Origin of the sequence: Kiloniella laminariae, from assembly GCF_027214005.1 — a bacterium.
Classification (GTDB): domain Bacteria; phylum Pseudomonadota; class Alphaproteobacteria; order Kiloniellales; family Kiloniellaceae; genus Kiloniella; species Kiloniella laminariae_A.
In genome coordinates this window covers 891041-904304 of the sequence record NZ_JAPWGY010000001.1, presented here as the reverse complement: position 1 = coordinate 904304, position 13264 = coordinate 891041, and the positions used below count along the sequence as shown (strand labels likewise).

General features: G+C 54.3%; 5 protein-coding genes. 3 read left to right on the top strand and 2 right to left on the bottom strand.

All coding sequences use genetic code 11. The features are described 5' to 3' along the window. Positions 1 to 151: 151 nt before the first annotated feature. Both pbpC and O4H49_RS04160 read right to left on the bottom strand, forming a co-directional pair. On the bottom strand, positions 152 to 2314 hold the full coding sequence (pbpC, locus tag O4H49_RS04165; protein WP_269422159.1) for a penicillin-binding protein 1C: 2163 nt from the start codon (positions 2312 to 2314) through the stop codon (positions 152 to 154). 41 nt (positions 2315 to 2355) lie between these two features. Then, positions 2356 to 7788, bottom strand: coding sequence for an alpha-2-macroglobulin (locus tag O4H49_RS04160; RefSeq protein WP_269422158.1), 5433 nt, complete (start codon positions 7786 to 7788; stop codon positions 2356 to 2358). Between the two features lie 101 nt (positions 7789 to 7889). On the opposite strand from O4H49_RS04160, the gene O4H49_RS04155 reads away from it, so the two are divergent. The 3 genes from O4H49_RS04155 (at position 7890) to O4H49_RS04145 (ending at position 13249) form a co-directional block, all read left to right on the top strand. After that, positions 7890 to 8030 carry a hypothetical protein gene (locus O4H49_RS04155; protein WP_269422157.1) on the top strand — a complete coding sequence of 47 codons (141 nt, stop codon included), beginning with the start codon at positions 7890 to 7892 and terminating at the stop codon, positions 8028 to 8030. Positions 8031 to 8413: 383 nt separating this feature from the next. Beyond that, positions 8414 to 9892, top strand: coding sequence for a sensor histidine kinase (locus O4H49_RS04150; protein ID WP_269422156.1), 1479 nt, complete (start codon positions 8414 to 8416; stop codon positions 9890 to 9892). 120 nt (positions 9893 to 10012) lie between these two features. Continuing rightward, positions 10013 to 13249 carry a CHASE domain-containing protein gene (locus O4H49_RS04145; protein ID WP_269422155.1) on the top strand — a complete coding sequence of 1079 codons (3237 nt, stop codon included), beginning with the start codon at positions 10013 to 10015 and terminating at the stop codon, positions 13247 to 13249. Positions 13250 to 13264 lie beyond the last annotated feature (15 nt).

The window sequence follows — 13264 nt, the reverse complement described above, 5'->3', positions numbered from 1 at the left end:
CGAACAGATTTTCGGCCCCAATACAAATAACCCCATGCGAGATTAGGCAGAAGATCTTTTAAATTTGGTTAAGTGCCGAAAAAAGCTTCGCCCCGCCAGCGTCCGCGTTCAAAGAACCTCTGCTGAAAAGCCTGTTTTACCCTGTGCAGAATTACAACGTCGGCGCGGAACGCTTCAGCACGCTGGCTGCTTCCTTGACAAACCGGACCTGGCTTGTGCTTTTCCGCCCCAGGGCATCAACCAGTGTGATCTCGGTAAAGCCCAGCCCATCCGGCATCAATCGCGGCGCAGTTGAAAACCCCTGGACCTGCTCGGTCTGATAAGGCCGACCATTGATGATCCAGCGATAGGGTCTGCTGCCGCCTTCCGCCTGAAGAGGAATCCCTCTCTCGACAAGATCCAGGGGGATCTCCGCCCCCGAAAGAGGGAAGAGTATACGCGGTCCCGGGCGACTACGCTCTCCCCGTTCGGCCAGGGGTCTGTCGATATACTGCAGTCCCGGCGGCAGATCCGGATCTTCCAGGGAAACAGTCACTAGCTTGGCTCTCGGTTTCCCTCCCGGATTTTCCGGCAGCGCGTCAAAAACCTCGAACATCAGTGGCGCAGCTGTCTTGTATCCGTAATGCCCCGGATTTGGTGTTCCATCAGGGCGACCGATCCACACACCCACACTATAGGTGTCGTTAAACCCCAGCGCCCAGGCATCACGGAAACCATAAGATGTTCCTGTTTTATACGCGACGTTCTTCGCCTTGCCCGATGCCGCAAAAACCGGACGGTCAACGCCCAGCAGGATCTGGCGGATCTGTGCCCGGACCCCGGGCTTCAACAGAGGACTATCCTCCTGTGTTTCTTTATTACCTTGTAGATCTTCCGGACCAAAAACCAGCGGGCGCACCACGCCGTCATCCGCCATTGCCGCATAAAGCCGCACCAGATCTTCCAGTTGCATCCCCACACCGCCAAGCGCAACAGGCAAGGCAGGCTGACTGTCATCGGGGAAATCCATAGAAATTTTGTTACGACGCAACCGTTCTACAAAATTGACCGGTCCAAGGCGTTCCAACAACAGGACCGCCGGAACATTGAGCGATTTTCTCAGGGCTTCGGTCAGATCAACCTCACCGTAATAGCGATCCTGAAAGTTCTTTGGCATATAGGCACCAAAGGGGCGCGGCGCATCATTTACACGGCTGGCAGGATGGGCAAGTCCGCGTTCAAAGGCCAGTCCGTAAATCAGGGGCTTGAGGGTTGAACCCGGTGAACGCACTGCGCTGACCATATCCACCTGCCCCTGGCTTTCCTCGGCCCGAAAGTCGGCGGACCCGATATAGGCCCGGACTTCCCGGCTTGCATTCTCCACCACCAATACCGAGATACTCACCGCCGGCCCCAGATCGCTTGCGCTCCGCCTGACCAGCTGTTCAAGCCCCTGTTGCAAAGCACCATCAAGCGTGGTCTTGATCAGTTTTTTGTCCGGATGGCCCCGTTGCATCCGCTCGGCCAGAAGCGGCGCGATAAAAGGCTGTTCAGACCGCCCCCGGGGCAGATCTTCCGCCAGCAGGCGCGTCAGATGTCCCGCCTCTATTTCTAGAGGTTCCGCAACACGGGTCAGCACCTTGTCCCTTGCTGCCCGGGCCGCAAGGGGATGCCGATCCGGCCGCAAGCGGGTGGGGGATTGCGGCAAGGCAACCAGCAGGGCGGCTTCCGTCGGGGTCAGATTCCGCGGGGGACGTCCCAATAGAACCTGCGCCCCTGCTTCCACCCCTTCAACATTGCCACCAAAGGGGGCCAGTGTCAGATAGAGCGAAAGGATTTCTTCCTTGCTGTAGTGTCGCTCAAGCTGCAGTGCCCGGGCCATCTCGACCAGTTTATTGGCAAGAGTCCGCGGGCGGGGTTCAAGCAAACGCGCCGCCTGCATCGTCAGGGTCGAGGCACCGGAAACAACCCGGCCCGATCCCAGAATCTGCCCGCTGGCCCGGAGAAGCGCCAGCACATCAACTCCGGGATGCTCATAGAAACGTTTGTCCTCATAGGCAACCAGCATTTCCAGATAGCCGGAATCAACGCCGGTGCTCAGAACCGGCAGGCGAAAGCTTTCATCCCGGCTCAGGTAATAGCGCAACGGCATTCCATGACGATCCACCACCACACGGGCAAGGTCGTGATAACGGGCCAGGTTCGGCGGGAATATCCGGTCAAGGATTGCTGCCCCCCCGCCCAGCAGTAGGGCAAGCACCATCAGGCCCACTGCAGAAACCTGCACTTGCCTGATCAGCTTCTCCATCCACTGGAACCGGGAATAAAGCAACATTCTTACCTGCACATCTCTACTGGGTCACATCTCCACTTGGTTTATTTAGTCACCGTGATCCCGGCTTTTTCACCCCGGGCATGGAATTGAGGCTGATACATATCCTCGATGAACACCCCGGGCTGGACAAAACTTCCCGGCGTAACTGCCCGGACGATATAGGCCAGTTTGAAAGTCTGGTCGCCCCAGAGATTGATCGCCGCGACATAGCGATCATCGCGGGCCATGACGAACTCTGTGAAACTCAGCTCGCCAAGAAACGCCAGATCCTCGGCATCCCGACCGTTACCAAGGGCCGAATTCTCGATTTCAAACCCGGCAGGCAAAAGATCCACCACGAGGGCTTCATGCTGGGTATCGCCAAGAACATGGCCTTCGATCTCCACCACCAGCAGGTCGTTCTGCTGAACCTTCTCCAGCTCAAGATACTCCCCATCCATGCTGTAGTAACGGCGCTTGATCCGGAAGCCTTCTTCAACCGCGGGCAAATCAGCCGTCGGCACGCCTCTGATCGAGCGGATAACCCGGAGGCTGCCCTCCCCGCTGTTGGTCACATCAAGCGCCTGTGCCATCTGCTCGACTTCCCGACGCAGATAAAGCGGTGCCCGTCTAGGAGACTGCTGTTCCCCGTTCAGGGTGACCGTCATATCGGTTTGTGACGCGGTGGCCATGGCATGGGTCGCCTGTAACAGCCAGGCCTGTTCCTGGGTGCTGAAGTAACGACGCTCGGTAAAGATCTCCTCCACCGCATTGCCCATTTCCTGCATTTTCTGGGAATCGTCCAGATTTTCGCTCATCAACGCCAGCAAGGCTGCACCATCACGCAGGTCCGAACCATAATCGTGATACCACTGGTTCCAGGGCCGTTCGAAAGCCATGGCAGATGCAAACAGCTCAGTCGCCCGTTCCTTCTCCCCGGTAATGGCAAGAGCCGCTGCCAGCTGGCCCTTTGCCAGACGGGTTTCAAGATTTCCGGCATTCTGTTCGGCAAAATATCTCACCTCACTGGCTCGAACATCCCCGGTCCGCGCCAGCACATAGTACCCATAGGCCTGGGTTACCAGCACATGAGACCTTGGGTCCGGAGAGTAACGATCCTCCAGATATCCCTTCAGCCAGGTCCGGGTCAGATTATAGGCCGCGGTCGGAACCTCGTACCCCTGTTCCCGGGCCCGTGTCAGGAAATCAAAAGTATAGGCCGTCAGCCAGGGCTGGGGCGAACCGAAACCATGCCAGGTGGCAAAGCTGCCATCTGGGCGCTGGCGTTCCAGAACCCGCGCGATCCCGCTGTCCACCTTGAAACGCAAGTCATTCCGGTCGAGATCCTGTTCCCACTGCTCCGCCACATCAGCAAGATAGAGCAACGGCAAGCTGGCACTCACGGTCTGTTCCGTACAGCCATAGGGATAATGGTTCAGCTCTTCCAGCAGACCCGGCACATCAAAATCGGGACGGGTTGCCAGCGTAATGTTCATTTCGCTGGTGCCGTCCAGATACTGATCTTCACCCATCGAATTAAGCGTAAACTTTTCTCCTGGTTTCAGATAGCTGACCAGACGGTCGGTTACAAAAGGCTGGGCCGCACGAACCGCAATATCCCATTCCCGATCAAACGACAGGGCTGGCGCTTTTGCATCCCCGACCTTCTCAGCCCTCACCTGCATCGAGATTTTGGCGTCCCCGACCTTCCTGCCGCGCAGCGGCAGATCAATGTCGCGTTTCCCGCCATCCTTGACAATAAAGGGTGGAATATCAAAGGCCAGCTTCTGGCTTTCCGTCTCCGCCACACCGGTCTTGCCACTGTTCGACAGCTCGACCCCATCGCTATAGCTGAAGCTCACCATCAGTTTCTGATCGCCACCGGAAAGATTATGGACCGACAGGGTTGTCTGCGCCTCATCTCCCGGTGCCAGAAAACGTGGCAACAGCAGATCGGCAACCACCGGATCGCGGACAATCATATCTGCAGCATCCGCCCCGACAGCATCGCTGCTATAGGTGACGGCCATCAGCCGCAGCTGTCCGGCAAAGTCCGGCAGCTCAAGCGTGATCACGCCATGACCTTTTTTATCAAGCTCGACATTACGCTCGAACAAGGCAACCGTCTTGACCGTACGGGTATTTGTGCCCTTGGTGTTCTGCAGGGCGATGCCATCACCACCACTGCGCAATTCCCCTACTGCTCCTTCTTCGCTACGGATCAGGCGACCATAGATATCGCGGATATCCAGCCCCAGAGAACGTTGCCCAAGGAAGTGTTCCGCCGGATCCGGGCTCTGATACCCGGTCAGGGCCAAAATACCTTCATCCACTGCCGCAAGTACCACGCGAACAGGACCGGAAAGCTTTTCACCCGACAGTTTTTTAACCTGCAACGCAATGTCAATGCTCTGGCGTGGCAGGGTTACTTCCGGTGCGGTTATCTCGACAGCCAGTTCGTGATCCTTGCGTCCGATCGAAAACCACTCCAGCCCCATGGCCCGGATCGGCAAAAGCGAAACCTTCCCGGCTTCAGGCCGGAAGCCCGTAACCATCACGTAAGCACCAGGTCCCCAGTCGTCTTCGACTTCAATCTCGACTTCGGAACCCTCGGCATCCAGATCGATAACCTGGCTATGGCGCAGGCGTTCGTTGACCACCGAGATCAGCGCCTTGCCCTCGAAAGGCGCCCGGACAAAAACCTTGATTGTTTCACCGGGCTCCAGATCCTTTTCAGAAAGGGTCAGTTCCAGCTGGTCCGGCGTATTCGGCTGATTTGAAGCAGACCACCAGCCAGCATAAAAGCGATAGCTGGCTGTAGAGGTTCCATCTGCATCCCGGATATCCAGACGATAGCGCCCATAACCCAGCGGCTGGCTGATCTCTGCCAGCCCGGTTTCATTGGTGGTCACCTCGCCAGCAGCAAAGGACTTGTCATAATAATCACTGCGGGAATACCAGGAACCATTCTGCCAGTACCAGTTATAGTCATACAGCTCCTCGACCCACTGATAAGCGATCTTGCGTCCGCCGAGGACCTCCCCTTCTCGCGACAGGGCAAGAACATCAAAGACCGCCTCTTCGTTTTCACCGATATTTCCGGCAAATCGGGGCTTGAGACCCACTTCAACTTCCCGTGGGCGAATAGGGATACGCTTGATCCCGGTCACAGGACGACCACCGCTGTCAAAAACACTGCCGGCAAACACAGCCTGAAGCGGGGTTGAAACTTCCGGTGTTCCTTCCATATTCCGGCTGATATAGGCCTTTCCTTCCGCGTTGGTTCTAAACGCTTCGGAATTGAACTGGTGGGTCACATAGTTTTCCTGAACCTCGCCAAACTGATAGTCCTTAAAGGCAGGATAGGGCGTCGGGTTGGCTTCGATTGAAAAGGCCATCTCCCCTTTCAGGTCAGCCGCAGGCGGTCCAAAATAGAATTTCCCCTCAATCCAGAAATTGGCCAGACTTTCGGGCGTCAGAAACACGTCCGTGTTACTCAGCTCGACGGCCATCCGTTGCGGAACAAAGTCCTCTACCTGGAAACCGACCGATCCCAGAATACTGCTGTCCTCGCCCACATGGGCCGTCACTTGCCAGGTGCCCGACCGTGCCGCGCCAGAGATTGGAATATCCAGCCCGAGACCGCCCTGGGCATCACTTGATACGGTCTTTTTCCACAGCTCGACACCCCCGGGGCGCATAACCCGCAGGGTCAGGGGAACATTACCCGCCGCTTTGGCTTCGGCATCGCGCAAAATCGCAGACAGCCGGACGGTTTCGCCCGGGCGGTAAACGCCGCGTTCAGTAAAGAGAAAAGCATCCATGGACTGGGGCGCCTGACGGCCGGAAACCCCGCGCTCGCTCAGATCCAGTGCCGGACCATCAAGCTGGATAAAATTGTAGTCGCCCTTTTCACTGCGGGCTGTCAGATAGGCGGGACTGTTCCCCCCCTTGCCGCGCAGAAGTCCAGGCGCAAAGGAAACCATTCCCTGATCATCACTCTCGAGCGTTCCGAGGATCTCGTTGTTACGCGCAACAAGTTCCAGCGTCACATCCTCCAGTGCCTCAGCACTTTCCAGCGAGCGGGTAAAGACATGAAGGCCATCAGCGCCGGTAAAACTGGTCAGGCCAAGATCTGAAACCACCAGCCACTGGGTGGCCTGGGCCTGCCAGCGCATTTGCTCATCGCGATCACCCGGACTTGCCACCAGGGCATAGATCCCCGGCTTGCGGGCTTCACTTTTGGTTTCGAACAGGCCATCGAGCGGGATATTGGTCACCACCTCCCGGTTGGGCTGGCTGGCGATCTCTACTGTTCCCTTCCAGACCAGCATCCCGCTGTTATACTCGATCTCCTGCTCCATATAGGCATTAAGGTCGCTGCTCAGTAATCCCTGGATCAGGACGGTATCCAGATTGCGGCTGCCAATGCGATAAAGGCTCAGCTGGACATCATCCTGATTGACCGTCTTCAATGGCACGACATTGTTGCTCTGGGCTGGCAGAACATAGTTATCCCGGCCCAGCAGAATACGCGACCGCATATCTCCGACTTTGAAAGACCGGGTTGTCGCCTGATAGAGCTTGCCCCCCTCTTCACCGGGCATACCTGCCTTGATCGTTACGTCATAGCTCTTGCCAAATTCCAGCCCATTGAGACAGATCCGCTCGCCCGCAACTGATATGTCCACATCGCTTGCTTCGCTCAGGCTCACATAGTCTTCCCCATGAAACCCGGGATCCCGGGGCAGCAGGGCTGAAAAGACCAGACAGGCACTTGGCCGGGCTTTCTCCAGATCGACCGCGATATTCACCAGCCGCAGATCAAAGCGTCCAAGCTGGGTCTGATACCAGTTCTGCATCCCTTCATTGTTCGCAAGCTCAAGCCCTTTTCGAATGAGATTAAGCCCGAGTTTCGGATCTCCCTGAGCCATCGCAACCTGCGCCATGGCAAAAATTCCCGACGCAGTTTCGATCGCATAGCCACTCAGTTCATATGTACGATAGGCCGCCCCCATGGCTGCTTCATAATTGCCATCGCGAAGATACCGGCGATACATACTCTCCCAATTCCCGCGGTAATCCGGATACTCGATCGAAGATATTTCGTCGCGATAGTTATTTTCCCAGCCACTGTCTTGATCAGGCAGGATCATATCGGCATAGAGATCACTGCCCTCAAGCTTCTGCTTGCGCCTTTCCTTGTCCTTGAGCCGGGCAACCAGTTCCTTCAGGGTGCGGTCCAGCTTGCGGGCCTTGTCGGAATAATCCGGTACGACAAACTCAGGATCAATCAGCGATGATTCAGTCTCGCTGCTCTCAACCGCGGCAACAGTCTCCGTTATGGGCGCGGGTATGGGCGCGGGCGCGGCTTCAACCTGGGCCTGGGCCACGGTCAACAGCGTGTTCCCGCCAGTAACCGCAGAAAGTGCCAGAACGGTCATCAGAAAAAGCCCACAAAGCCTTAACAACCTGCCTGCCTGAGTATATCGCATCGAATTTTTCCTGTTTTGCCCTCTCGAGGGTCATATCTGGATGTAGCTACAAGATGTGAACCTGAACCGGCTCACGAAAGTGGTCTCACCGGAAGAACGGCATGGAAACAGCCCCGGCGAAAGTAAAAGAAAACAGCCGCCCGGATTCAGCTCCTTACCAGGATTTACGAACTGTAAAATCGGCAGGTATTGGGACTGACAACCAAAGAGTGGCGGTAAAATATGACTGCAAAATGTTGTAATTTTGATCTTTTACACGTCATAGGCGATTCCGCCCAGCGACAAATAGCATGCCATCAAGAAAATTGCGGAACAGCCGCCCCACTGCCTGTTTCGACAGAGTCGTATAACACTGATCATCTGTACAAAGCCCAGGTCTACAGCGTGATCATGGCCTCATTAACCCTTTATTATCTCCAGGTCGACTATCATACGATATGTATACAAATTCAAGATTGACCACATAATTCAGGCACAACATACAAGGTGTTTTATTACCAGAATCAAGAGGGAATATCTGGGGAGTTAGGAACCTTACAACCGATCAGCAAAGCCGGCTCGCAACGGTTTAAACTGTTCAGTCCCAAGAGGCTGTTGCAGAGAGCTTATGCTCCGGGAGAATTTTTTGAGGATAATATCATATAGCCAGACTTTGCGTTTTGGTATTATTGCCGGTCTTTGCCTTATCACGGCTTCAGTTGCTCTTACCCTGTTCAGTCGCCAGCATGCCCTCAATGATCTGCAGGAAATGGCTGAGGAGAATAATGTCGTTCTGGCCCGTGCCCTCTCCAATACACTCATGGATGACCACGCAGCTTTTATTGAAGAAGCCCACAGGCTGGAGATCAGCTCCCTGCCTCAGCATGAACATATAGCCCGCCTTCAACAGGACGTCGTCAAACAGATCAGAAACCTGCCGGTGGTCAAGGTCAAGATCTATGACCGCTATGGCCTTACAGTCTTTTCGACCGATCCAGCCCAGATCGGTGACGACAAAAGTCTGCACCTTGGGTACCTGGCAGCAACAGGAGGAGAGGTTGTCAGCGCTTTGACCTACCGGGATACCTTCAACAGTCTGGAAGGTGTGGTGGAAAATCTGGATCTCCTGGAAAGCTATGTTCCAAGCTATGATGAAAAGGGGAAACTACTTGGCGTCTTTGAAATCTATCAGGATATTACAGCCTTTATGGCCCATGCCCGACAATCTGTGATTATTCTGATTACGGTTGTTGGATCGATCTTCTTGATACTTTACCTGCTTCTGCTTTTTGTTGTCTGGAGAAGCGAGAGGCTCACCCAAATCCAGAACTGGGAGAAACTTGATCTGATCAAGGCTGCTTCAGCAGCAGAGGCACGCAGCAAATCAAAGTCGGAGATTCTGGCAAACCTGAGCCATGAATTCAGGACCCCTCTCAATGCCATTCTTGGTTTCTCCGAAACTCTATCCCTGCAGATATTTGGTCCAATTGGCTCGCCAAAATATCTGGAATACCTTGATGACATCACTTCAAGCGGACAGCATTTGCTGGCCGTTATTGAAGATGTTCTGAATATGTCCCGGATAGAAAGCGGGCACTTTGAACTCGAAGAAACCGACTGTAATATCAATACCCTCATTACCAAAAGCATAAAGCTGGTCGAGAAGAACGCCCAGCGGAAAAACATCACAATTTCATGTGAGCTTAATGTACAGCAGCATATTTTCCGGGGAGACGAACTCCACCTGAAACAGGCATTGGTCAATGGCCTTGCCAATGCAATCAAGTTTACACCTGAACAGGGGCAGGTTTGCGTAACCGCAGGACAAAGCCCGGAAGGAAATCTTCATATCTCTGTCACCGACACTGGTATTGGTATAGCCGACGAGGATATTCCTTTGGTATTAACTCCCTTTGGCCGGGTCGAAAACAACTATATCAGCAAAGCAGGGGGAACAGGGTTGGGGCTTCCGATTGCCAAGGCTCTGATCGAACTGCATGGAGGTACCCTGACACTGTCAAGTCATCTGGGTGAGGGAACCACTTTTTGTATCACTTTGCCCTGTCATCGCCTTTTCAATGACATTCCTGTTAAGAGAGTTTCCGGAGGGTCAGTAGCCTTTTGATCATCACTCATTATTAATTGTGAAAATTAACTCTGTGCAAACCACTCGACAGTATACTTGGCTTTAAGAAACCCGCACCGCCTCCCGTTTACTTAACAGATCAGGTAAGCCTTTTCTCCTATGGATCTCGGTATAGATACGTCACTTTCCCGCCCCGTCTTTGCTCCCTCCCGGGAAGCAGGAACCACCAGGGAGGATCCAGTTATTGAGGATGCATCCTCCTCCGCGGAAACCGTTAGTGTCTCACCGCAACCATCAGCGTCCTCCCATTCTCCGAATAACATTTCCTTTCCCCTTGCCATTCTGCTTGTGGCCACAACCTATTTCATTACCGGTTGGGCCGGGCTGACCTGGGCGATTGACACGGGCTTTGCCACAGCAATCTGGCCCCCCTCCGGTATTGCTCTCGCTGGGCTTCTCCTGTTTGGCTATCGCGTCGCCCCCGCTGTTTTCCTCGGAAGTTTTTTTGCCAATATTCTTTCAGTAAATTCATTTGAGATGTTGAGCCAGACAACTCCGACAGCTTATCTGGCTGCCGCCGTGATTGCGGGGGGAGCCACTCTCCAGGCCGCGGGTTCGGCTTGGCTCGTCCGGCGTTTCGGTGGCTATCCCAATCCCCTTATCGAACCGGGAAAAATCATTCTTTTTTTCATTTATGCCGGACCACTCGGCTGCCTGATCAATGCCCTCGTCGGTTCATCAACCCTTCTGCTGACAGGCACCATTCCCTCAGAAGCCTGGCTCGTTACAGCCTTCACCTGGTGGAGCGGTGATACCCTCGGCGTGTTGATTTTCACCCCCCTGATCCTCGTGTGGGGACTGGATGCCAAAGGAAACCGTCGCCTCCCGGTTACTCTTTTACTGCTCACGACTTTCGTTGTGGCGATTGGCGCCTATCTCTATGTACTCTCCCTCGACAAAAAAAATGTCATTGATGATCTGCATACCCGGGCAGAGGACATCTCGAAGAAGCTTGAACTGACTCTCAAAGGGCATCTCAGCGTGCTTGCAACCCAGGAAGGGGTTTTCCACGCATTACAAAATGTTACCCCGGCCCAGTTCAGGGATTTTTCTTCTCCGGCCTTAACAGAATTCCCGGCCCTCCACGCCCTGTCCTGGAACCAGCGTTTCAGCGACGAAGAACGCCCTGACATAGAAGCATTTTATCGACAACACTACGGCCCGAAACGCCGCATAACCCAGCGTACAGCTGATGGCACCCTGATCCCGGCTGAGAAAAACCCGGAATATGTATCGGTGATGATGATCGAGCCTCTGGAAAAAAACCTCAAGGCACTGGGGTTTAATGTTCTGTCTAACCCGGTGGCCCAGCAGGCCCTCGACCTTGCCCGGGACACTGCTCAACAGACCATGACAGGAAGAATAAGACTTATTCAGGAAACCGGCACGCAATCTGCTGTGCTCGTATTCCGCCCCCATTTCCCCCAGAACCTGCCTCGTGATACGCCGCAAAGCAGGCAAGATAATCTGGTTGGCTATCACACTGCAGTACTGCGTATTGGAGACATTCTTGAAACAGTGGCTCCCTATGCCCGGACCTATGGCCTGGATCTTCAGCTGTTCGATCGCACTGCCGAGCCTGGACAGCAGCTTCTCTTCAGTACCTTCGCTCCCAATGTCTCGGTTGAGGATATCAACCTCGATCATTCAACAAGCAAAACCGCAAGCTGGACCTATAAAATCCCGATGCCCGGTCGTGATTGGGAACTCTGTACGTACGTACAACAGAGCTTTTTGAGCCAGCGCCTCGAGAAAAGCGGGTGGGATGTCCTGATTCCCGGCCTGATCATCTCTTCCCTGATTGGCCTCTTTACCCTTTTCCGCACGGGCCATTTTTTACAGATGGAACAGTCCATTGACGAGAGAACCAAGGATCTCCGGCGCGAGATTGCAGAACGCAAACTGGCGGAACAGGCATTACTGGTTGCCAAAGCCGAAGCAGAACAGGCCAGCAGAAGCAAGTCCGAATTTCTGGCGACCATGAGCCATGAAATCCGAACCCCCATGACCGGCGTCATCGGCTTTGCCGACCTGCTGCTGGCTGGGGATCTTGCCCCTGGAAACCGGGAAAAAGTCGGCTGGATCAAGGACTGCTCAAATGCTCTGCTCCGCATTCTCAACGATATCCTTGATATGTCGAAAATTGATGCCGGCAAGATGCAAATCGCCCCGATAGATTTTTCCCTTCCGGAATTGATAGACGATGTACTGACTCTCTTTGCCCCTCAGCAAAAGGAAAAAAAGGAAGTTGAGCTCGTTCTCAAACTTTCAGAGGACTTTCCAACAGCTCTCAAGGCTGACCCGACCCGTATCCGCCAGATCCTGATCAATCTCATCGGCAATGCCTACAAATTCACCCAGAAAGGCAGTATCACGATTGAGGGCAGCCTTGAAAAGGCTGTTGGTACCGGGACTGACAAGTTCAAAATCTCTGTCACCGATACCGGGATTGGCATTCACCCGGATATACTGCCACGACTTTTCAGGGAATTCAGTCAGGCTGACGCCTCTATTTCCCGCAAGTTCGAAGGCACAGGTCTGGGGCTGGTTATTTGCAAACGTCTGGCTGAACTGATGGGCGGTAAAATCGGCGCAACCAGCAAGCTTGGTCAGGGAAGCTGTTTCTGGTTCTCCCTGCCCTGGATCGAGGCAACGGGCAACATCACCAAGCTGGATCAGATCCTGCCGCAGTCGAACTACAACACCAACCGTTCTCTCGATATTCTCATTGCCGAGGACAACCGGATCAACCAGAAAATTATCGAGGCGGTGATCACGGCCCTGGGGCATAAAACCACCTTCACAAGCAACGGACGCGAGGTAATGTTGGCCCATAAGAAGGGTCAGTATGATCTTATCTTGATGGATGTCCGCATGCCGGAGATGTCCGGGCCAGAAGCGACGCTTGCGATCCGCCAGTTGGAGGGTGAAAAGGCGTCGATCCCGATTATTGCCGTCACGGCGGATGCAATGATTGAAAACCGGCAGGAATATTTTGATAGCGGCATGAATGACTGTGTCACCAAACCGATTGATCGCGATGAACTTGTCGCGGCAATCAATCGGGTTATGAGTACAGAAATCCACAGCCCTGACACCCGGCCGGACGGCCAGGAGAAAGAGGGGGCCAGTCAGCCTCTATCCGGAAAAGAGCTGCCTAAAAAACCTGCCAAAAAATCCACAAAAGCCCCCGTCCCCATACCAGAGCCGGAAGCAGGTGTAGACGCAGACGCAGACGCTGACGCAGAACCCCCGGCTGAATTTACAGCAGAGGTCGAAGACATCCTCAAAAAGTTGCAAAGTGTGGCCAGCGAGTATACTCAAAAGAACAAGTAAACTCTTTCCTGTCGA

Coding starts and splice junctions, on each gene's coding strand:
- pbpC (WP_269422159.1), bottom strand. CDS start 2,314: ATGTTGCTTTATTCCCGGTTCCAGTGGATGGAGAAGCTGATCAGGCAA.
- O4H49_RS04160 (WP_269422158.1), bottom strand. CDS start 7,788: ATGCGATATACTCAGGCAGGCAGGTTGTTAAGGCTTTGTGGGCTTTTT.
- O4H49_RS04145 (WP_269422155.1), top strand. CDS start 10,013: ATGGATCTCGGTATAGATACGTCACTTTCCCGCCCCGTCTTTGCTCCC.
- O4H49_RS04155 (WP_269422157.1), top strand. CDS start 7,890: ATGGAAACAGCCCCGGCGAAAGTAAAAGAAAACAGCCGCCCGGATTCA.